This is a genomic window from Limosilactobacillus urinaemulieris, assembly GCF_014838745.1.
GTDB classification, from domain to species: Bacteria; Bacillota; Bacilli; order Lactobacillales; family Lactobacillaceae; genus Limosilactobacillus; species Limosilactobacillus urinaemulieris.
Map to the genome: position 1 here is coordinate 143,210 of NZ_JABUXR010000001.1, position 23,216 is coordinate 166,425.

At 39.2% G+C, this 23,216-nt stretch carries 20 protein-coding genes; 4 read left to right on the plus strand and 16 right to left on the minus strand.

Annotated elements, in window-relative coordinates; genetic code table 11:
• Positions 1-8 precede the first annotated feature (8 nt).
• Positions 9-950: an NAD(P)H-binding protein gene (locus tag HUK45_RS00690; protein ID WP_191910632.1), complete on the plus strand. Its 942-nt coding sequence runs from the start codon at positions 9-11 to the stop codon at positions 948-950.
• Between the two features lie 197 nt (positions 951-1,147).
• Positions 1,148-1,762 carry a sunset domain-containing protein gene (locus HUK45_RS00695; protein WP_191910633.1) on the plus strand — a complete coding sequence of 205 codons (615 nt, stop codon included), beginning with the start codon at positions 1,148-1,150 and terminating at the stop codon, positions 1,760-1,762.
• 72 nt (positions 1,763-1,834) lie between these two features.
• Here HUK45_RS00695 and HUK45_RS00700 read toward each other — a convergent pair whose 3' ends face one another.
• From HUK45_RS00700 to HUK45_RS09480, 8 genes are all read right to left on the minus strand, one after another.
• A complete protein-coding gene (locus tag HUK45_RS00700) occupies positions 1,835-2,230 on the minus strand; it encodes a type II toxin-antitoxin system HicB family antitoxin (RefSeq protein WP_102169262.1) in 396 nt (131 codons plus the stop codon).
• 32 nt (positions 2,231-2,262) lie between these two features.
• Complete coding sequence (locus tag HUK45_RS00705) at positions 2,263-2,454, minus strand: type II toxin-antitoxin system HicA family toxin (RefSeq protein WP_191910634.1); 192 nt, start codon at positions 2,452-2,454, stop codon at positions 2,263-2,265.
• Positions 2,455-2,514: 60 nt separating this feature from the next.
• Positions 2,515-3,516, minus strand: coding sequence for a hypothetical protein (locus tag HUK45_RS00710; RefSeq protein ID WP_191910635.1), 1,002 nt, complete (start codon positions 3,514-3,516; stop codon positions 2,515-2,517).
• A gap of 34 nt (positions 3,517-3,550) precedes the next feature.
• Positions 3,551-3,709: a hypothetical protein gene (locus HUK45_RS00715; protein WP_191910636.1), complete on the minus strand. Its 159-nt coding sequence runs from the start codon at positions 3,707-3,709 to the stop codon at positions 3,551-3,553.
• Positions 3,710-3,908: 199 nt separating this feature from the next.
• Positions 3,909-4,916: a hypothetical protein gene (locus HUK45_RS00720; RefSeq protein ID WP_191910637.1), complete on the minus strand. Its 1,008-nt coding sequence runs from the start codon at positions 4,914-4,916 to the stop codon at positions 3,909-3,911.
• A gap of 347 nt (positions 4,917-5,263) precedes the next feature.
• Positions 5,264-6,079, minus strand: a complete 816-nt coding sequence (gene rfbD / locus HUK45_RS00725) for a dTDP-4-dehydrorhamnose reductase (protein WP_235971906.1) — start codon at positions 6,077-6,079, stop codon at positions 5,264-5,266.
• Between the two features lie 352 nt (positions 6,080-6,431).
• On the minus strand, positions 6,432-7,130 hold the full coding sequence (locus HUK45_RS00730; protein ID WP_191910638.1) for a DUF1828 domain-containing protein: 699 nt from the start codon (positions 7,128-7,130) through the stop codon (positions 6,432-6,434).
• 65 nt (positions 7,131-7,195) lie between these two features.
• Positions 7,196-7,618 (minus strand): DUF6978 family protein, encoded by a 423-nt coding sequence (locus tag HUK45_RS09480; protein ID WP_235971898.1) that lies wholly within the window; start codon positions 7,616-7,618, stop codon positions 7,196-7,198.
• A 211-nt stretch (positions 7,619-7,829) separates the two neighbouring features.
• Between HUK45_RS09480 and HUK45_RS00740 the strand changes: the two genes are divergently transcribed.
• Positions 7,830-9,161, plus strand: a complete 1,332-nt coding sequence (locus tag HUK45_RS00740; RefSeq protein ID WP_191910639.1) for an ISL3 family transposase — start codon at positions 7,830-7,832, stop codon at positions 9,159-9,161.
• A gap of 91 nt (positions 9,162-9,252) precedes the next feature.
• Here HUK45_RS00740 and HUK45_RS00745 read toward each other — a convergent pair whose 3' ends face one another.
• The 7 genes from HUK45_RS00745 to HUK45_RS00775 all read right to left on the minus strand — a co-directional run bounded on the left by HUK45_RS00745 (position 9,253) and on the right by HUK45_RS00775 (position 20,387).
• A complete protein-coding gene (locus tag HUK45_RS00745; protein ID WP_191910640.1) occupies positions 9,253-12,609 on the minus strand; it encodes a pectate lyase-like adhesive domain-containing protein in 3,357 nt (1,118 codons plus the stop codon).
• Positions 12,610-13,208: 599 nt separating this feature from the next.
• Positions 13,209-14,705, minus strand: coding sequence for a hypothetical protein (locus HUK45_RS00750; RefSeq protein ID WP_191910641.1), 1,497 nt, complete (start codon positions 14,703-14,705; stop codon positions 13,209-13,211).
• A gap of 263 nt (positions 14,706-14,968) precedes the next feature.
• Positions 14,969-15,961 (minus strand): hypothetical protein, encoded by a 993-nt coding sequence (locus HUK45_RS00755; RefSeq protein WP_191910642.1) that lies wholly within the window; start codon positions 15,959-15,961, stop codon positions 14,969-14,971.
• Positions 15,962-16,171: 210 nt separating this feature from the next.
• Complete coding sequence (locus HUK45_RS00760; RefSeq protein WP_191910643.1) at positions 16,172-16,672, minus strand: hypothetical protein; 501 nt, start codon at positions 16,670-16,672, stop codon at positions 16,172-16,174.
• 37 nt (positions 16,673-16,709) lie between these two features.
• The gene (glpK, locus tag HUK45_RS00765; RefSeq protein ID WP_191910644.1) at positions 16,710-18,215 is read right to left on the minus strand and encodes a glycerol kinase GlpK; all 1,506 of its coding nucleotides are present in this window, start codon (positions 18,213-18,215) and stop codon (positions 16,710-16,712) included.
• A gap of 84 nt (positions 18,216-18,299) precedes the next feature.
• Positions 18,300-18,485 carry a 2-hydroxymuconate tautomerase gene (locus HUK45_RS00770; RefSeq protein WP_124031687.1) on the minus strand — a complete coding sequence of 62 codons (186 nt, stop codon included), beginning with the start codon at positions 18,483-18,485 and terminating at the stop codon, positions 18,300-18,302.
• A 69-nt stretch (positions 18,486-18,554) separates the two neighbouring features.
• The gene (locus HUK45_RS00775; protein WP_191910645.1) at positions 18,555-20,387 is read right to left on the minus strand and encodes a monovalent cation:proton antiporter family protein; all 1,833 of its coding nucleotides are present in this window, start codon (positions 20,385-20,387) and stop codon (positions 18,555-18,557) included.
• Between the two features lie 195 nt (positions 20,388-20,582).
• On the opposite strand from HUK45_RS00775, the gene HUK45_RS00780 reads away from it, so the two are divergent.
• Positions 20,583-21,986, plus strand: coding sequence for a C69 family dipeptidase (locus HUK45_RS00780; protein ID WP_191910646.1), 1,404 nt, complete (start codon positions 20,583-20,585; stop codon positions 21,984-21,986).
• A gap of 358 nt (positions 21,987-22,344) precedes the next feature.
• Here the strand turns inward: HUK45_RS00780 and HUK45_RS00785 are convergent, their stop codons facing one another.
• On the minus strand, positions 22,345-23,202 hold the full coding sequence (locus HUK45_RS00785; RefSeq protein WP_191910647.1) for a transporter substrate-binding domain-containing protein: 858 nt from the start codon (positions 23,200-23,202) through the stop codon (positions 22,345-22,347).
• Positions 23,203-23,216: the final 14 nt, after the last annotated feature.

The window sequence follows — 23,216 nt, forward strand, 5'->3', positions numbered from 1 at the left end:
TATAGATAATGGAAAAATTAATCGTTACTGGAATTGATGGCAACTTAGGAAAAGTAGCTGCGCAAGAAATTCAAAAGTTAGTACCAGCAGATAAGCTAATTTTTTGTAGCTATGATAAAGAAGCATTGAACGATTACGAACAATTGGGAATTGAAACGTACCAGACTGATTTTAATCATTATGACGGTCTAGCAGAAGCATTTCAGCATGGCGCCAAATTACTTTTAATTTCAATGCCATTTGTTGGGAAAAAACGTCAAGCAGCTCATAAGAATGTCGTTGACGCTGCTAAAAAAGCTGGCGTTAAACAGATCGTGTACACTTCACTCGTCAATGCAGATGATCCTACTAACCCGAGTGTTGAAAAGAAAGATCATATCTATACTGAAAATTATATTAAGGATTCAGGATTAGACTATATTTTTCTTCGGAATTCACAGTATGCAGAAGCAATGATTACTAACTACTTTACCTATGTTAAGGGTGATGGGATATTAAAGAATAATCAAGGTAATGGTTTGATGGCTTATATCTCCCGACGAGATTGTGCCAAAGCTGCAGCTTATGCACTAGCTTCGAATGACTATCATCACGCAATTTTAAACATTAACGGGCCTGAAGCCATGACAATTAGTAAATTCATTCAAATTGGAAATGAAGCAACAGATAATCATGTTACTTATCAGGAAATTACTGATGAACAAAACTATGAAGTCTTTGATGCAATGGGAGTTCCTCGTACCACAGATGGTAAATTTAAAGAAGATTCAGAAGCTCCATTCTCTAGTGATGGGATGGTAACTTTTGGCCAAGCAATTCGTGAAGGTAAAATGAGTCTCCAGACTAATGATTTTCAAAAATTAACTGGAGACGAGCCACTAACAGTTAAATATATGTTTGAGCATGCGGATGATTTCCAGATTGGTGCACGGCATTCGGAAGATAAGTAAAATAAATAACCTCCTCAAGGCTAAATAAAGATTCAGTCTTGAGAAGGTATTTTTTATCTAATGGCAGATGAAAATTACTTGTTTTGGAACACGAGGTTAAGGAAAAGTGAACTATCATTTTCACCTTATTATTTATACTAAAGTATGATAACCTATTATAGACAAGCGTAGAAATAACCAAGGAGGAGTATTTCTATATGAAAAAGTTTGTATCGGTTTTGGGCGGAGTAATTGCCGGATTATGTTTATTCATTACACCTACTCTAGCTAGTAGGACGCAGCTTACCGTTAATATCCCAGATGGTCACAATGCACAAGTGACAAATCAAAGTATCAAAATTGACTCTGAGAATGACGGAAGCGTCACCTTTACAGGTAAGGCTGACAAAGATGCGGTTATCACTATTGAAAAGCATAACGGTAATAAGCATCACTATAAGGTTAAACCTGATGAGAATGGTAATTTTACCAAAAAGATAAATCTGGCTACCTCAACTAAAAAATGTAAATTTATTGTCTCAGCTAAATCTACTGAGGAAAGTCAGAGTAATAAAGAAGTCTTTGTAGTAAAAAATACTGCTTATGTTAAGCCAGCTCCCCAAAATGATGATAGTAGCGCATCAAGCGAGGAAGCAAGTAGTATATCATCTTCAAGTTCATCCATTGAAAACAATGGAGACATGAAGACCGATGAAGCTAATGGTTTAATAGTTGGTAATTCTCGTTCAAAGATTTACCATACACCAGACCAACAAGGTTATCATATGAATTCCGCCAATGCTGTTTACTTCAATTCTGAAGCTGAAGCATAAGCCGCCGGTTACCGGAAGTCATTAAGATAAATAAAAGAAGTTAGGGATTCATCTATCCTTAACTTCTTTTATTTATGCTTCTTTCATTTCTCTTAAAGCATTAGTTGTAACTTGAGAAACATTAATATTATTCTCTTTCGCCCAGTTATTCAATCCTTCTGGGAGTGAAATATTCCGACGCACGGTTTTACCATACTGGTTAAGCCACTTTGCCATATTCACTGTAACCCACATAACTGAATCGTCTTTACCAAGTTTCCACTTTCTCGGATCTTGTACTTCCGGATAGTCCGCCATATCACTAATCATCGTTGCTATAGCATCTTCCGCATGAAGGATAGCTTCCTGCATAGTTTTACCATCTGTAACCATCCCCTTAATATTTGGAGAAGAGATCCCATAATAATGACCTGCCTCATCATTACACTCTGTTACAATCACTGGATAAATTAAAATTTTTTCTTTCATAATTAATAGTTAGTATGCCGTATTCCTATTACTTATTTAATTTTCAACTTGGCTTCTTGTATTATTTTTCTTTGTGTAAAAGGAGTTAGCTCTTTGCTATGCATGGGAACCTCAGTCATGCGGCCATCTGGATGAACAAACTTTCGATGACCACCACTTTTAGCAACTTCCTTAAATCCAACTTTCACAAGATAGTGAATCATTTTTCTTGCCTTAATGGGCATACCTTTACCTCCTCCTTTGATTATACACACTATCTTGTGTATATCAAATAATTGAGCAATTTATCTTTCACTAGATTTACCCCTACCAATTAACTTAATTGATGGTATCTCCGTTATACCCTCATTACCAATCTTTAAAATACCATCATATAATGTCCTTGCTAGCATACTTTCAGGTAAATTATAGTTACGACCAAAATTTCTTAAATTCCAATCCTCTGCAATTGCTCTTTGACCTCGCGATTCTAATCCTGTTATCACTGAATTAGCAGCTCTTTTCTTTGGTACTTTTTCCTCGGTTTGCCACTGAACTACGTAAGCAACAGAGATATAAATTAACCGCCAGATTTGACCGATAGAAAAATTATTTAGTAAATTATTTAATACCAAATTTGTCTTTTTTCCTGGATTGAAATTAAAGCCAACAGCCTTCATTCGATAATTCAAAAATTCTATACACTCTGCCAAAGCCAATTCTTTCCAAAAACCTAAACTTATTTTAGGTTCTAAATAAAATTCTTCAGATTTTGGATACTCTAACATCCCAATTAATTGATCATGATTATCGTTCTCGCTAGTTACATTAAGCAGATAATCGACTTTATAAATATAATAAGTTTCAGGGAAATTCTCATCGGTAAAGGCATCGAGTGATGATTCTGGATCAACTAAAATTATAGCTTTAGATACTAAATTAGATAAAATATCTTTGTTCATATCTGCTAACGGTGAAAGCTTCCCTTCCGCTAACTTACTCCCAATTATTTTAGTTGTCTCCTCATTCAAACCAGTTTTTAACACCGCTGCTAAAAGTAACTTATCTCTTAGTGTGAGTTCTTCAATTTTTACTTTCTCTTTAGGAACTAAATAGGTATCACGAACCTTATTACGTAAATTCTCTAAATACTTTTTCTCTTCCTCCAAACAGTTTTCACAACGACAATATTGTGAATTCTGATGCCCACAAATTGGACAGTATGGTTCACCACTTAATCCAAGCCCGTCTCGACTATGCAAATTAACGATCATTTTTTCATTGTCATAAGGACATTTTTTATCCACAACTATTGGAGGAAACTCTTTTATTAATTGAGGACTAAGTATATTTAAAATGATACTTCGTAATAATATCTTTTACTTTTATTTTATTCGTATAATAATCTGCAATTATATTTTTGACTTCAGTTTTATCTAAATTTCTTAATCGATTACCTATTTTATCCCAACAAAAGTTTATTTCACCTTTATTTTCCATAACGTTATCTCCTTTCGAACATATGTTTTTACATAATAATACATCAATTTTTGCTCTTTAGCAAACGTTAGTTCGAAAAGGGGACCTTCACATTTTTAATAATGAACAATATCGCTAATCGCTATTACTAACACCCATACGCAAAAAATCCTTCTAAAATCAGCTTAAGTTACCAATTTTAGAAGGATTTTATCCGATTTTAATCTAATGACGGGATATCTAAATTTATGAGTTGCTGTTCAAACCGTCTGATAGTACTCTGATCAAAGTCACTATCTGTAAGTAAATACAAAATAATTTCAATTGGATCAATTGTCGCCGACTTGATCATTTTAACTAATCGTTTATTCAAAGTTGACTGATGATTATCCAGCAATTCAAGTGCATTCGGATATGTCCTTGCCTGTGAAGGAGAGTGTCCACGCAATGACCATTTTGGCGTAATGTTATAAAGAGCAATTAAATTCTGAACTAACTGTTCCAATTCTGCTCGATCCTTGCATCCATAGTCTTGCTTAAGGAGCATTTCATTAATCTCACTAAATAACGGATTTATTTTGTCTGATGTCCAAGTTCGGAATTTTCTAATTGTATCGTTTATATTATCCAATAATTTAGATTCAGGTATTCCCAGAACGTCCTGATAAAATATTTTAAGGTTCTTCAATTGTGGAGAATCTTCAACATAATCTTCATCAACGTACTTTAGTAAAATTGTTCGCTTTGGAATTGCGAAAGGACGTCCTTCAGTTAATTCGTGAAGGCTTGATAGGCTATCAGGAGCAGTTAATAATTCATGATTGATTATCGTCATTTGTGGCGAAGAAACAAGACTATATAAATGCTGGTTCTGGTATTGAAAGCGTTCAATTAATTGAATAAAATCATCAACTGACAATTCTAACTGTGGATTTTGTCGACGAATAATCCGATAAGCTTGATCGCAGGAAATTACACCATACAAATTAGCAAAAGCATCAAAATAATGTTCAATCAGCTCATCAATCTCAGCACTAAATACTGGACTACTTGCTTCTAATGCAGCTAAAAGTCTTTGATTTTCTTCTCGAAGCATTTGTCGTGCTTCTGCAGCACTGAATTGTGGCTTTAAAGTCTCAAGCTGTTGCTGATAAAGAGCACCAATAATTAATTTTTGACTACGAAGAAACTTATAGAATTTATTTAATGCTGTCTTAGTCTGACGCAACTCTTCTACAGAAAAGCCAGCATCCAGAGCCAGTTCTAGATCAACGACTTCATCCCCAAAAAGATTTTCTAAGTTACCAGCTAAGTAACCACTTAGAAAATCATCAAGGCGATGATGGTGTCGAGTAATTGTTTTCCGAGAAAGATGTTGACTTAGTTCATCGGTAAAGGCACTAATTAGTATTTGGTTAAGCTGAATTAGTTTATCAACATTATGATCAATTTGGGCGGTTGATTGTCTAAATATCTTTTCACGATTAATTTGAATACTTTCTATTTAATTAATAATATTTTTTAGTGACGACTCTGCTGACATAATTTCTCCCCTTAGTAGTAATGCACCAGGTTTTACTTATCCTCACCAACTTCATCCATAAACCTTCCCAACGCCTCTTGCCACGTTGGAACTTCAAATCCAGTTGCTTTGACCTTATTCAAGCTCATGATTGAATGCCGCGGACGGTAAGCCTTTTGCGGATATTCGGCTGAAGTAACGGGGCTAACTTCAACATTTTCATTTTTTAAGATCTCTCGAGCAAATTCATACCAAGTACAAGAATCATCATTTGATAGCTGGTAAGTACCATATGGGATCTGATGGTCAATTGCATATAGCATAAATTTAGCTAACGTCCGCGTCCATGTTGGCCGGCCGACTTGATCATCAACTACTGTTAAATGATCGTGAGTCTTAGCTAGACGAAGCATCGTGTAGACAAAGTTCTTTCTATATTCACCGAACACCCAAGAGGTCCGAATAATATAGTACTTATCCATAATCGACTTAACAGCTTCTTCACCAGCTAATTTTGCCTTTCTATATTCATTTTTTGGATTTGTTGGTGCGGCAACTTGGTATTCACCTTCGCTAGTCCCATCAAAAACATAATCAGTGCTAATATAAATCAGCGTTGCGCCAAACTGTTGCGCGGCATTCGCGATGTTTTTCGTTCCCTGCTCGTTCACTTGCCAGTTAAGATCCTTAGCTTCATCTTCCGCCTTATCAACTGCAGTATAAGCTGCACAATGAAAGACAGCTTCCGGCTTTAATTCAGTGAACTTTGCTTGAACTTGAGCTCGGTTGGTAATATCCAATTCTTTCGAACCACAGGCAACATATTCAATCCCCCGTTCATCAAGCAAGTGACACAGTTCAGTACCCAGTTAACCGTGAGCACCAGTAATTAAAATTTTTGACATAAATGAAATTCACTCCTCTAAAAAGCAAAACCTCAGAACTGATTTAACCAGAACTGAGGTAATGTTAGTTCTACACCTACTCCCAAGGCCCTTCGAACTTGGTCCATAAGATTATCTCAAGTCGCTTTTTTCTATGTCAATTATAACAGGGAAATAAATACCAACATTGCTCTTTAAGAAGAGACATCGATATTCATAAAATACATACCTCTTACAATTAACACTTTACTCATTTACCAATACATTATTATTCTTAGTGATCTCTTCAAACCCAGTAACATCAGCAATTCCATCTTCAAGTCCAGTAAGCGCAGTATTAATGGTCTCTTTTTAACTTAACTTTATGAGTAAAGTCATTCAACACATAATAGAATTTAGCATTAGATCTTGACGGAAGCGTTACCCGAACGTCAAAATTAAATGCTTTGGCATAGTTCAAATCATTAGGTCGAGCAGAAGTTTTTACTAAACGCTCAACCCCTGATTTACTAGGAATTGAAAAGTCAAAATGAGATGAAATACCGTTTCCATTCGCGATTTCAACATTAGGAGTATATAAAACTTCTTCTTTAAGTAAGAACTCTTCAATAATATCATTAAATGCTTCTTTGACATTTCCCTTACTTAAATAAGAAATATCATTAATCCTCATAATCGCTTGTAATAATCGATTCTTCGCCACTGCAAAATTATCTAGAGAAGTTCTGATTAACAATGCTTCGTCCTCTCTAGTAATCCCAAAATCATTTAATGCGTTCGTATAAATTCGCCAAGCTACTTTAGAGCGACGATCAAGATGAATCCCAGTATCCTCTAGATTTGCAATGGTATAACCAAAATCTGATACTTCTACTTTATCCTTAGATAAGAAACGGGCATACAAATTAATATTATCGAAATTAGTATCAATAAATGGCGTACTAATTGAAACGTAGTCGTCTTCAATATTTTTAAAAATTAAATCATTTTTTAGCCATTTATAGTAGTTATTTTCAAGTAAAAAAGCATTATTCAAGGGATTTCACTTCCTAGTCGTACTATTTATATGCGTATAGCCTATAAACTGATCAATTCCATCTTTTATCTTTTTATATTCTTAAACTCTTCGATACTACTAATGGGAATCACATTTTTTGAGATATACTTTCCTGCTGGAGAATATACGTGTGCATGTGAACCTAATACAACAATTTCATTATCTGTCCCATAGTTATTCGTATGTCGTAGATCATCACCAAAATCTAACCTAATTAAATGAATTCGATTATCAATAAACATAAGGCCAACAGAAAATCTAGTAGCAATAGGCGTTGAATGAACTTGAAATTGATATATAATCTTTCGCTTTTCATCTTCTACTGAAGTTCGATAAGTATGAGAAGATAAAATTAACGTTTGCTGAATTTGATTAACAATTTCTTGATATTCCAATTCATTAGTTAGATTCTTCTCGGCTTCAATTAGAGTTCTCACTTCGTTCTCATTAAGATTATTGATGTCCATTATCTTAGTTTATTCCTTCATAAGTAATTACACCTAATTATACATTAATAAGATACATATTGAACTATTCAAGAATACAAAAAATCGTAAATTAGGCTCTACAATTTTAAGTACTGATGGATTTAACATCAGTGCTTATTTTGGTTTAAATTTAAAATAAAAAACGAAAGATGGTTGGACCCCGTCTTCGTTTAAGAAAGGACCATCTTTCATGAATTATTCTACCAGAGTTGCCTTAGGAGTTAAAGATTACCACCTAGAATTAGATGACAAACACTTTTCTGAACCGATTGAAGACCAAGGCGACCGAATCGTTATTCACTTCATCCAATCTTATCCATTACGCTGCCCACGCTGTGGCCAGCTCATGCTTAAAAATGGCTTTAGGACCGTCAATGCCCTTGGTCCCGCATTCCACTATAAACCGACGATTTGGTCCATTCGGAAACAAAAATACCTCTGTAAGCCTTCTGATGACTGTCCTAATATGGTAACCAGGCTTGCCCAAGTTAAAGATATTGATTACCACACTCATATCGCCTGGGCCATTAAGCAACGGGCAATGATGCTTCTCACCACTAATCAATCACAGAAAGACTTAGCTAAAAGCCTGGGTGTTTCTGACTGGACAGTTCGCCGTGTTATCACTAACCTTGATAGTTCCTTCAAGCCCAACTACCGTTGGCTTCCCCGGCACCTGGCCTTTGACGACTTCAAATCTGGCAAGATGGCACCCAGTGGAATGAGTATGATTTTGATGGATATTGAACGCCACCGAACTTTGGACATTATTCTTTCCCGCCGTAATCGTTACTTACGGAGCTACTTTCTTCGTTACGACCGTTCAGCCCGCTTAGCTGTCCAGACCGTTACGGTCGATTTATACACCCCTTATCGGCGCCTAATCCAAGAACTATTCCCGAATGCCATTATTCTTGCGGATCACTTTCATGTCGTTGCCCAGGCCTACCGTGCCCTTAATCAAATTCGAATCCAAGCCATGAACAATGCTGGAAAAGGAACTCACCAGTGGCGAGCGCTGAAACACTTCTGGAAGCTCATCCTAACGCCAGCGAATGATCTCAAGTATGATAACTACTGGTGCCGGGCTAACTTTGGCTATGCCCAATTGACCGATGTCGAAGTTATTCATCGCTTGCTCGATTTTGATGAAGATCTTGCACAGGCTTACCGCTACTACCAAGACTTAATCTTCGCCGTCAGTCAGCGAAGTCGTAGTCGACTAAACCAACTGCTTACTACCAAGCTAACTGCGCTTCCTCACCCCCTGCAAAAGGTACAGCGGACATTGCGCCAGCACAAGGAAGAGATTCTGCATAGCTTTAAGTATGAGGGCTACACTAATGGTCCCGTTGAAGGAACCAACAATAAAATCAAGGTCATCAAACGGGTTGCCTATGGATTCCGAAACTTTGCCAATTTCAGAATCAGAATTCTCCTCGCTCTGCCTAACACTTATATCGCCATTAACTGGAAGAATAAGCAAACAGCTCGTGCCAAAGTCCAGGCACGAGCTGCTTAACAAAATTTATTCTATTTTCTCATCAGTACTTCTTGACGAAGAGCCTTTCTATTTCATGCGGAATTACTTCGCATTAGTTACTTAACACTGACTACTTGTTGTCATCCTTACGCTTCTTACCGCCTGCAATGCCAAGAAGAGCAAACATTGCGGAGATGAAGCCAAGGTCAGCTAACATTTGAGCGTTACCAGTATTACCAGTTTGTGGTAATCTCATGTGACCCTTCTGACTAGCAGCTGCGCCATTACCAGCTCCCGTACCAGTAGCACCGTTACCAGCAAGACCTGCAGCACCGAAGTCAAGGCTTGATGCAACTTGACCTGCACCTGTGCCGTAACCGAGGTTAGTAAGACCACCGTTACCAGTGAGGCCAGTATTACCAGTGTTGATTACACCGTTGCCGTTATTAGCAGCACCGTTGTTACCTTGGTTGCCATTGTTCTTACCACCATTATTGATGCTGGTTGAAGTTTGGCCACCATTGCTACCGCTGACACTTGAAGCGTTACTCAAGCTCTCACTGAGGCTTGCGGATAATGACTCAGATGCACCAACGCTGATTGAGTTACTCAATGAACGACTTGCACTATCACTAAGGCTAGTAGATACAGAGTTGCTCAAGGAGTCAGATACTGAAGCACTGTCAGATAATGATGTGCTCAAGCTCCGTGATGCACTATCGCTAAGACTAGTGGATTCGGATTGACTACCACTCAAGCTGGTGCTCAATGATGCAGATTCACTAGAACTCAAACTAGTTGAAGCAGAGTTGCTCAAACTGTCTGAAGTTGAAGTACTGAGTGATTGACTTGCACTTGCACTAACACTTGCAGATGCACTAGCACTTTGTGAATCGCTGAGACTAAGTGATGCGGATTCACTAGTACTCAAGCTAGTTGAAGCGGAGTTGCTGTCACTGATTGAGTTACTCAATGAACGACTTGCACTATCACTAAGGCTAGTAGATACAGAGTTGCTCAAGGAGTCAGATACTGAAGCACTGTCAGATAATGATTCACTGTCTACCGTTGACTGAGAAGTGCTTTGTGATATAGAAATCTTAGTGCTCTCTGAAGAACTCATGCTACTTTGTAAGTCATTTCCAGGCTGGTAAAGCAGTCCCACATATGTTATGGGGTTATGATCATGAACACTATATTGGTAAACATTATTAACTTCTGAATTACCTTTGGTCACCTTTACCGTACCATCTTTATTAATTTCAGCAGTGGTTTCAGGAGAATAACCTGTCGAATCTGACGTGACTAATTTCCACTTAACATATAACTGATTGCCATCAAGAATGCCGCTATTTTGAGAGAAGTAATTATCGTTAAGGTTTCCTCCAATATTACTAATGCTTTCACCATAAGTATTAACTACTAATGGACTATCGACTGTTGTCCTGAAAATCTTATTCAGTGTGAGACCAGGTTCATCTTGTATAAAAATGACAGTAGCATTCTGATTAATATTAACCGTTGTATTTTTCGATGAGGAAAGCATGTCCACTACATTAAATCCATCATTTGCATAATACAGAAGCCCTAATTGACTAATAGAACCGCTATTGAAGTTGACAATATTTTGACCATTATTATTAAAATCAATAAGTCCTGTAGTTACCGAATTAGTATCATCCATAACATTATTACTATTATCAGTGCCAATTACAGCTTGACCGTTAGCATTGATAGTATTAGTACCATTACCTTGCATTAAAATACCAGTCCCAGGAGTAGTCATATATATATAACTACCCTTTGCAAGATTTACCGTAGCATTCTGAGGAACTGTATCAGTCATACAAATCAGTGATGATGTATGTAGTGGTGAGAGCAACTCAACTTTACTACCCTCGGCAGTATTAAATGACACGTCATTACCATTAAGAAGAATATTCCCGGTAGAATGTGATCCATTCTCCATTGGTTCATCTGGATAACCTGATCCAAAACCACCACCAGGATTTACAAAAGGCGCAACGTTTTCAACCATAAGTATTGCACCACGTCCAACATTCACACTACTTTGATGACTAACATTATCACCGGTTGCACGAATACCCCAATCGGTATGTCCAGTATATACGCTTAGTTTTGAATTATCTGCAACATTTACACCATTACTGGTATAAATTAAGCTAGAATTGCGTTGAGCAAGTTTACCTGTAAGGTGCGTTCCCATTCGGAAGTATTTTGTAGTATATACTTTTCCTTGTGCATGTTGCTCATTATTTAAGTAATATCTTGCAACTCCAGTAACAGTAGTATCTCCTTTAGCGGTAAATGTCTTGTCGGCACCAAAGGTATCTGTCCATATAGCTGTACCACCATAAGCAGTAACATTATTATATGTTAAGTTTTGTGCACCACTACCAGTTAATGCAATTGCACCACGTTGACTTGCATTAAATAACGTTGCATCGTTAACCGTAACGTTAATCTTCTTCGACTGATTACTATAGGTAGTCCAAATTTCATTTGTCCCAACATTTAAGGTGTGACCATTCCCGTTGATCGTAAAGTCATGATCAAGGTTCATCTTCCAAATTTGGTTATTGTAATTAGCGCCAAGATCAATATCGTCTGTTAAATCGACTACAGTAGTTGTCTTATTCTTGATCGCAGTAACGAAGTCCTGGGCGGTCCCAACCTTGGTACCTTCCTGTTCAGTTACGGCATTCTTTTGGGTTAGGTTAGACTTCAATTGTTGAGCATTAGCTGTTCCATTGCCGGAAAGTGTGGCTAAGTTCAACGTTTGTGTGGCTAACGAACTAGCCATTAAACTAGCAACTGACGTATTCAAACTATCAGTTGAGCCGGATGTAGAACCACTAGTACTATTTTGACTGCCACTTAGGTTGTTTTGTGTACTGGTGCTTTCGGAATCTGTTGAACTACTAGTGGAGCCAAAAGTACTGGAAGAACTAGAAGCTGAATTAGAGTTTGATGCGGTAGAACCACTGGTACTTGAACTGCTTGAAGTAGAAGAACTAGTGGAATCACTGGTTGTTGACGTACTGCTGCTTTCTGAAGTTGAAGCATTGCTCATACTAGTTGAGTTAGTACTGTTGCTGTTTGATTGAACATTACTTTCTGAGTAAGTCCGTGATTGGCTAGTACTATTAGCGGTTAAGCTATCAACGGTACTAGAGTTTTGGTTGCTCACGGAAGCTGAAGTTGATTCAGTCTGAGAAGCAGTCCCTAAAACTTGTTTGCCGTTTAAGTTAGCTTGCTTTTGAACATTAGTATCGGCAAAAGCATTTCCAGTCATCATTGCACTACCACCAAGAACGGCAGTCATTGCAGACAACCCTTTAATATAAGCTTCTGTCGTGTCACTTAATTTACTTTCGTCTAATGCATCTGGGTCAGCATTCTTTGCCTTGACACTGTTCTTATCTTGAACAGCAAGAAGCTTGAAGAACCGATCCAGAGAACTCATCTAACCCTGGTGAGACTTGTAAAGTTTTACTTTACTGTCATCAGAATTGAACATCTTCTTTTTATTTCTCCGATTGACCATAAAAAGGCTCCCTCTCATTAAATGGTTAAGTAAATGTAATGAATTAATTAAGAAAAGGAAAAACTTATTAAACTCCTATCAAGTAGTAGTAGTATACTACAATTCCCGGAAATGTTAACGCTTTTGATTGAATTTATTTATCACATGTTTACTTCTCTGTAATGTCACTGTTAAGGCATTTATTGGCATTCAATTATGCGTTTGGTTAATGAATATTGAAAAGCAGTCAATCACTCTATTTAACGGCATTTAGTAACTTCAAATAAGTAATGTCATTTTGAAAAATACAAATTTATTTTTTATTTAAAGCCATTTGACAAAAGAAAAAACTTCAAACAATTATTTTATCTAATGAAATATCCATCATATGTTGATTGTCTTATAGACTTTTTAGCGATTTTTGTACCGTACTTTTGCTTTTTAGTTTTCAATTGATAACTTAGGTTTAAAGGTAAAGGAAAAGGAACTTAACAGAAGTTGTTTATGGCTTCTATTAAGTTCCCGTCGACAAGTTTCTTCTATTGAATTGTTGGTTGATAAGTAGTGCAGATTTTACGACCGTTGCGCATGAAGACGCAAACTGTTTGGGGATCAACCGTCCCAACAAATGACCGTTCTGGGTAGTAAGTAATTAATCCGCTATCAGTCTCAATCTCTGCTTCACCAATTCGTTCACCATTTGCCGTCATTTCAATAACTGTCGTTGTCTTGTTATTTTTAACAAAAACTGCTGGCTGAGCAGCCGAGATCTTCATATTCGGAAGAACCTTTCCCGCAACAACCTCAACCTTTGATTGACCATTCTGACCATTAACATATGTGGTATTTTTTATATCATATTTTGCAACGTCAATTGTAAAATCAACCTCGTGTGAATCGCCATTTGCGGTTTTCGCTAATAGCCTGATTGGTGACGTTTGACCACTAAATCCAGTAGCCGCTTCAAAATGAATTTTGTTTCCCTGGGTTAAGGTAAAGGTATTTACCCCACCGCCAATTAGCTTTTGCTTTAATACTTTAGCTGGTGTTTCCTGACCGTTAACCACGAAGCTTAACTTAGTTACCGGCAATTCCAAAATTGGCTGACCATTAGGAAGGATTAACCGCCGTGCCGTAATTTGCGGAACATAACTAGAATTGCTGTACAGGTTATTAATCATCGTCTGGTACTGCTCAATCGTTAGGTTAGTGTATAGGAACAAGCTCGTTGTTGTATCACTAAACATGATCCTTCTCTGCAAATGATATTGTGGAAGAAGAGTGTTTGGCTGATATTGCAAGAAACCAACACGAGAGAACTCATCATTAGCAATGATGTAAACCGGTGCAATCTTGCCCTCATATTGAAGGTCATTATTATAAAAGGCTACCTTTAACTGGAATAGCTTATCAGTTGCGACAAACGTTAATTGGTAGGTTCCCACGTTAGCACCAGCAATTGGCTGACCGTTGTCATCAGCTCTTAGTGCCGGTAAAGTAGCGACCGCTTGTTGAGCACTCTTCTGGTTAAACGAAACAAATTGCGTCCGTTGCGGATCATTAAGGTATGGCGAGGTGCTCAATGCAAATGAGGTTTTGACGCCCTGATCATTTTGAATATCAATTGTCTTTTCCTGAACCTGTGTCCCTAACAAGCCAAAGCTTTGTTGCCGACCACCAATAAACATATTAGCAAGGTAGATCTGGGCATTTCGCCCCTCTTTTACAATTGTAGTGGGATCAAAGCTGGTAATTTGATTACCATATTGATCAAGCAGGACTCCTTGGGGGGCCTTCAAACTAATTGGATCATACTTTCCCGCCGCATTAGGGGAGAAAGAAACTACTTGAACGGGGTGCTGCATATCACCACTAACTGAATTGATGATAAGCGAACCCTTCGTTTTACTCTTATTTTGGCCCATCCCAGCATTAACGTTGTTAACCAGTGCAGCGTTACCGTCAACCTTGCCGGAAACGGACCGACCGGCCACGTTATTAGGTTTGGTGTTTATTTTTTGATCATAATCGGTCATTTAACGTCCCTCCTGCAAGGCTTTCAACTGATAACCTTAAAATTTTCTTAACATTATTTTAACCTAATATTAGCCCCTTCCATTCTTCTTTTCAAGTGACTTGTTAAAAAAATAACAATAAATTTATTATCAAGTGTTCAAAAAGATAAAAGGCCAAGTAAACACCGTCACTTAGCCTTTTATCTTTTTGAATAGAGGTATAATTTTCTTCTATTTTTAACGTCCTTAATTAACAAATCGTTAAACTACTGTTAATTAAATGCTCAGTCTTTAAATACTGGTTGATAGCTACACTTAACCACCTGATTGTCATTCAGGTAAATCAGAACAGTAATCTCATCCAATTGGCCGGTATAACCTGATAACTGAACCAGGTTAATCTCGCCAGTTGCTGGATCAATTTGTGCCTCGCCAACAGTTTGCCCATTAGCAGTAACATTAATAATTGTTGTGTTACTACCATCCTTAGCAAAGAAGACTTGCTGTACATTAGCCTTCTTTAAGGAAACATCAGTATTTCCAGCACGAAAAACAACTTGATCCTTTTGGTGGTCAGCAGAATGGTTAATTGCCGGTTTTAGGATTGTGGTAACGTAATCGACCGTATGGCGATCACCATTAACTGTTGTTACGCTCAGCTTAACCGGAGCAACTTTACCGCTAAATTGCTTTGCCGGAACCACATTAATTGCGTTTCCCATAATTTTAAACAGGTTGCTCTCCCCATTAGCTAGAAACTGTTTTAGCTTTGAAGCATTCGATTGCTTACCATTAATAACAAAATGGATCTCTTTGATTGGAATTTGGAGAAACTTCTCGCCGTCTTGACCATCAACTTCTTTAGCAACAACTTGGTCAACCTTTGCCTTCACTGCAGCAGGATTAACCAATGCTGGTGTTTGCGGTTGGGTGATAGAAATTGTTTGAATCTTCTTTCCAGCAGATTCCGTTGTCGTCTGTTGAACATCCGGTTCTGTTGATAATTCATTATTAGGTACCGCAGACTGCGCATTCTCAAGTTGTTTCCGAAACATTGACCGATAATCAGCCAAACTCATCTTTGTCCGTAAAGAGAGCGGTTCGCCCTCCCCTGTTGCCGTCGTGAATGCAGTCGCAACAAATAAGGATTTTGCATTCTTATTAGTCGATAAGTCTTTTGGTGCTGATTCACTTTCTCTTTTGAGCGATTGTGTCGGTGCTTGACTAGTTGTTAAGACCTGTTTATTGTTTGCTGACGTTTCAGATTTATTTTCCATAATATTACCACTGCCTTTGTTAAATCATTATTCCGTTAGCAGAATCGCGGTTATCTTATGGATAAAATCCACAAGAACACAGTAATTGTTTTCCATTAAATTACTGCAATAGAAGCTAACCTCTTTTTCATAATTCAGTTGATAGATTAATTCATTACTCAACTATTACTATAACCCTAGTAAACTGATTTCGCAATGTACAAATTTATCCTAAAACTTTTTCAATGCGTCTCCAAGAAACTTCCAATAATCTAATAAAAGTGACATGTCAACCACGTTCAGATTATCCAAACTTAATTTAGTCATATCATTTACACTAACCCGCAAGATATTGAGGAAGCTGGTCATTCGCACAATTTTAGCCTGCTGAACCTGTGGTAGTCGATCTAAAATAACAGTTTGTAATTCTTGAAGGACACCGTCATAAAAACCGACCTTATCCGTTGCTTGAATTGGGAAGGCCTCAAAGATTTCTTCACTTTGCTGGGCAAATGATTGGTGCCATTGATCCATAGCTGTCCAATATAGCTGGTATAATCGCTGATCATCCACTGTCCCTTTTTCAGGATGGTAACGATTAACCGCTTTCCACTGTGCAAGGATTTCGAGGTATAGGGACTCATGTTGCGTCCATACCTGGTCTTCACGGTTAGCGGTAATCCAATGCTGAAGATCATCAATTAACTTTTGCGGATTAGTATTTTGATCCACTCAAAAAACTCCTTTCGGTCTCCAATAATATTAAATTTTATTCCCCGTGACTAAAAAATTGCGCAGCCTTAATTGCTTGCTGCCAGCCATCATAGAGAGTTGCGGCCTTTTCTGGTTCCATTTGTGGGGTAAATTCATCCCCAATCTTTGAGAGCTTCTTTACTTCATCTTGGTCGTGCCAAAAGTCAACTGCAAGGCCAGCAAGAAAGGCTGCCCCTAAGGCTGTCGTTTCCTCCATTGCTGCCCGTTTAATTGGTGTTTGTAAAATATCAGCCTGGAACTGCATCATGAAATTATTCCGTGATGCTCCACCATTTACGGTTAAGGCTTTCAATGGCAAGTTAGTATCCTTAACCATCGTATCAACGACATCACGAGTCTGGTAGGCGATTGACTCCAGAGTTGCCCGAACGATGTGCCCCCGATTAGTTCCCCGGGTCAAACCAAACATGGCACCACGGACTTCCTGATCCCAGTATGGCGCTCCAAGTCCGGTAAACGAAGGAACAACGTAAACACCACCAGTAGTCTTTGCGTCAACAGCCATTTGTTCTGACTCGCTCGCATGCTTAAATAACTGCAGGCCATCACGTAACCATTGCACTGCAGACCCGGCAACAAAAATACTTCCTTCAAGGGCATAGTACGTTTTGCCGTTGATCCCATAAGCAATCGTTGTTAACAGGCCATTATCCGAAAGGGTCGGTTCCAGTCCCGTGTTCATCACGATAAAGGCCCCGGTCCCATAGGTATTCTTAACCGAACCCTTCTCATAAGCTGCTTGCCCAAATAAAGCTGCTTGTTGGTCCCCCGCAATTCCAGCAATTGGGATCTGCACACCAAAGAAGTGGTAATCACCAGTATAGCCATAGATTGCAGAACTCGGCTTGACTTCTGGCAGCATTGCTTCTGGAATATCTAATAATTTTAGGATATCCTGATCCCACTTCAGATCGTGGATGTTGAAGAGCATTGTCCGGCTCGCGTTAGTAACATCCGTAGCATGAACCCGTCGACTAGAAAGGTTCCATAATAACCAAGTATCGATCGTTCCAAAGAGCAAATCACCATTGGCTGCCTTTTGCCGTGCTCCAGGAATCCGATCCAAGATCCACTTAATCTTGGTTGCTGCAAAGTACGAGTCGATTACCAACCCGGTCTTTTGATGAATCATGTCCTTATAGCCGTCTTTAATTAGCTGTTCAGCAATCTCACTAGTTTGTTTTGACTGCCAAACAATTGCGTGGTAGATCGGCTTACCGGTGTGACGATCCCAAATAACGGTGGTTTCCCGCTGGTTAGTAATCCCGATGGAAGCAATCTTATATGGTGGGATCTGAGACTTGATCATAACATCCGAGATTACTGACTGGACAGCATCCCAAATCTCCATTGCATCATGTTCAACCCAACCAGGCTGCGGAAAGTATTGGGGAAACTCTCGTTGGCTCATTGCTACTTTATTTCCTTGGTGATCAAAGATGATCGCCCGCGTACTAGTGGTCCCTTCATCAATTGCCATTACATATTGTTGTTCATTCAAAATTCTCATCCTTTTCAAATTAAACTCAGGAACGGTCGAAAAAAGGGAGCCAAGCTAACTGCCCAGCCCCCTCTAATGCTCTGTTTACTTGTCGCTAACCATCTTGCCAGCAACGCTGTAACGGTCTTTTCGCATTTCATTTAAAACGATGTGAATTCGTTCAGCTGGGACATTAGCATCCTTTGAAATAGCAGCTGTAACATCCTTTACCAAGGCCTTTAACTGTTCGTCAGTCCGACCTTCAAGCAAATCAATATGTACTAATGGCATTTGTATGCCCTCCCTTGTTAAATTTACTTAATCTTACCATAATCGACTATCTTCCGGCAATTATTCTTATTAACCACGACGACCAAGCCGTTTCCGTACTTCGTTAACAATCTCATACGGCCCGGTGTAAAGAATGTGATCACCATATTCAAGAACAGTATCCCCGCTTGGCGAAATTGGCTTATGCTTGCGGTAAATTCGACTAACCGTAATTTGATCAATAAATGGTAGGCTGCGAAGTTCAATACCAACATAACGCTGATTATGAATCGTTGCTTCAAATAATCCTGAGTGAGCACTCATCAGCATTTCAAAGACCGATGGTGATTCAATCAGCGAACGCAGAACACTATTCTGGACCACAAAGCTATTGAAGATTTCTACTCCGAGACGGTTAAGCTCATCAATATGTTCGGTTGAAATCTTTGGGTTTTGAACACTCGCAATTACCCGTTTAACACCATGTTTTTTTGCTAGGACTGCCATTTGATAATTCTTATTATCATTTCTGAAGCCAAGAACCATCACGTCAGTATCAAAGTAATCACCGTTATCAAGCGCCTGCTCATCAATTTTTTCAAGGTATTTTAGATCATCAACCTCGCTGTTGAAAGTCTTGTAGTTATCCTGGTTATCGGTCAGCATCCGAACAACATACCAATTATGGGACAACTGCTGGGCAACCGGAACAGTTAGGGTATTCGCACCAATAATGACAACCCGTTCCTTAACCAGGTCTTCTTTATTTAACTTATAGGTTGAATTAAAGACGATTGGTGCCACGACACAAACAATCACGGCCGCCAACACGAAGGCATCTGATTGCGTATTTGTAATTGCATGAAGGTTCTTAGCCACTTGTAGTGATGGCAGTACCAAAGTAATGGTTGTAACGGTTAGGAAACTACCAGCAAACGAATTTCGGCTGTTAAACCGCCGACGATAGATTAACATTGTTGGTAGCTTGGCGATAATAAAGCAGGCCACCAAAACTGGAATTAACGCTAGTGCAGTACTATTAGCAAATAACGATTTTAGATCTAATCGGACCCCCGTCATAATAAAGAAGATCGGGATAAAGAAGCCGTAACCAATTGAAGTTAAATTTTCCTGAGTAGCCTCGCTTGGTTCCAGTAATTTCATAACCATTCCAGCAAGGAAGGCTCCCAGAATATTTTCTGCCCCAACTGATTCAGCAACCGTCACCAGAGTAAAAATCAGGAAAAAGGCTAATCGAATATCAAGTTGGGTAGTCGCCTTAGAAACATTATTGAACCAGACATAGGGTTGACGGAACCGACGTAAAAGGAAAATGGCTGCCAAGAAAAGAAGCACGATTAGCCAAAGACGCCCCGCGTTGTGACCATAAATTGAGGCATAAAATGTCAATGCCAACATCGGAATTACTTCACCGAGGACAGCGGTTAACAAGAGTGTCTGCCCCATCGGTCGACCGAGGATCTCCTTTTCCTTAAGCGTTGCGATAACAACCCCTAAAGCAATCGTTGAAAAGAGCAACGTTGCCAGTAGAATATCAGAGAACAGTCCAGTGAAGTAAAGGAACACACCCAGCAGAAAGGCGGTAATAATCACACATGCGAAACTAAGGACAGCGATTGAAACTGGGGACTTAGCATCACGTTTTTTCTGACCAGGGGCTTTTTTAAAGAGGTCAAAATTAATTTCCATTCCGGAGAGGAACATTAAGATAATTACCCCTAAACTAGAAAGCAACGTCAGTGAAGACGTTTCCTGAACAATATTAAAGGCACTCTTCCCCAGGAGAATTCCCGCAACGATTTCTGCAACGGCGGTTGGGATACTTGAAACCTTAAATCGAGCCATTGCAATCGGGGTAATAAGTGCCGCCAACATAATAATTAGCATTGATAACTGTTGCATAATTTTCCCTCTCTTACGAAAAAAATAATCAACCTATTATATGATCTTTTTCTAGTACACGGCAAAAGAATTCACTGGGTGAAATTTTCACTGCCAATCTAAGCGGTGTATAATTAAGAAAGAATGTTAGTGAGCAACCGCTGTTTTAAGAACAATTTGGTACTCACACTTAATTAATTAAAAGGGGTTTTAAATATGCCAAACAAATTATCCGCTTGTACGAGTATTTTGATTGGAAAAAAAGCCAGTATTGATGGCTCAATTATGATTGGTCGAAACGAAGACGCTAAAGCCGCATGGCCAAAGCACATGGTCGTTCACCCTCACGGTGCTGTGCCACGTAAATTCATTTCAAAAGAAACTAAATTGGAACTTGAACTTCCTGATGACAGTGCTCGCTACTCCGCTACACCTGAATGGACTGATAAGTACGGGTTATTTGAAGAAGACGGAATTAACGAGTACAACGTTGCAATGAGCGCAACCGAAAGTGCCTATTCCAATAGTCTGGTTTTAGGTGCTGATCCACTAGTCAAGAACGGCCTGAATGAAGAAGCAATGGTAACCGTTGTTTTGCCATTCGTTAAAACTGCTCGTGAAGGAGTTCTCCGTCTTGGTAATTTAATCGCCAAATACGGAACGGGCGAAACTAACGGTGTCCTATTTGCTGACGATAACGAAGCTTGGTACTTTGAAAGCGGTGCTGGCCATTACTGGGTTGCACAGCGAATTCCTGATGATTGTTATGCGGTTGTTGCTAACCAATTAGCAATCCAAGAAATTGATTTTAACGATCCAGATAACTTCATGTTCCATCCTGGGATCCAAGAATTCGTTGAAAAGAACCATCTTAATCCAGAGCCAACGACATTTAACTTTCGTAAAATCTTCGGAACAGCTGACCGGTCGGATGCAATTTATAGTGAACCACGGGTTTGGATCGGTCATCAAATGTTCAGTCCTCGTCAAGCTAGTGCTGAAACACCAGAATCAACTGAATTACCATTCTTGATGAAGCCGGATCGCCTTCTTTCAGTGATTGATGCACAAAACTACTTGAGCAATCACTATGAGGGAACCGAATTTGATCCGTTGACGAGCAGTCCGAATGCTCACAAATATCGGCCAATCAGCTTAGCTAAAACTCAAGAATCACATATTCTCCAAACCGGCCGTAAGGGTCCAGATATTCACTGGCTCGCCATGGGGGTGGCTAATGAAAGTACCTACGTTCCATTCTTTAACGGGATTACCAAGTTGCCAGCCGCCTATGGTCGAGGAAAACTACCGGCCCAATTAAATTCCGCTTACTGGATCTTCAAACATGCCAGTGTTCTGGTTGATAGTCACCTTCATGACTTTCTTCCCCTACTACGGGATGTTCAAAAGGAACGGAACGCCGCTGCACAAAAGTTAATTCGCGAAACTGATACTAAGGCAGCTGCATTGCAAGGGGATGCATTAACCAACTACTTAAATGATCAAAGTGACAAATTTGCTAATGATACCCTAACCGCTTATCGCAACCTCGCAATGGAGTTAATTACGAAGATGACTGATTACTGCGAGTTAAACTTTAAGACGGATGAAAATTTGTAATTAGTATTATATTCAAACTGAAAAACCAGCAACACCAATTACGATGTTGCTGGTTTTTTGTGTTGGCTGTTTTACTACAAACGTTGGAGTGAAACAGAAATTTGCTAGCGTTTCTACTGCAACAGAGCCAAAACGCGCTCGCCCTAACCTTCCTCGAGCTAACGACCTCCACCTCCGACGACGAGACGTCGTTCGGTGGAGAAATCGTTAGCCACCGGAAGGTTTTAACGGGCTCGCGCTCTACCTCAAACGTGCTTCGCCCGAGTTCCCTAGAGCTAGCAACCTCTCTCCTAGGCGCAAGCCGCCTTCGTCGAGAGAAATTGCTAGCTTTCTGGGAACTCTTTGGGGCGAAGGCACTCTACTTATTATTCAGCACAATATCCGATGGCTTTACTTCACTACCGAAGTAAGGCTTGAGTTGGCTATTGTAATCTTTGGTAAAGAAGTCTTCCTTGTTTAACTTGGTAATTTCCTTATTACTCCAATCGAGGAGGGACTTGTTCCCCTTCTTTACGGCTGGAGAGATGTATTGCTTAGGACCGATACTCTTAATACCAACAGTGTACTTAGGATTATTCTTTACCCAAGCGTAAAGGTATGAGTTGTCATCGGCAAGTGCTGCGGCCCGGTTATTCTTCAAGGCATTAAATTGTTGGGTCTTTGAATCGAACTTCAATAGTTGAACACCTGGTTGCTTACTGGTGAAGTAGTTTTCAGCAGTAGTTCCCTTAGTAACGATGACCTTCTTACCTTTTAATTGACTAACCTTAGTGATTGCCTTCTTCTTTGGCGAAACAACCCCAACGGATACTTTCATGTAAGGCTTGGCAAAGTCAACAACCTTCTTCCGCTCAGGAGTAACGGTGAAGTTAGCCAAAACAATATCAGCCTTATTCGAGTTCAACGTATCAACCCGGTTGTTAGCGTTAACTTGAACAAACTTGGGCTTAACACCAAGATCCTTCGCCATCCGCCGTGCCAATTCAACATCGTAACCAACACGCTTACCATCCTTGTTCACCCAGCCATATGGTGGTAAGTCACCAAAGACGGCAACCCGTAAAGTCCCCCGCTTCTTAATTGCGGAAACGGAACTAGAATCACTTGCAGCATTTACGGTGGCTGGCTTAAGGTAACTTGAACCAGCGAGCAAGGCAACTGCTCCTGCTACAGCAACAGCACCGGCAATAATCTTTTTCCAATTAATCTTCAACATATCAATTCTCCCTT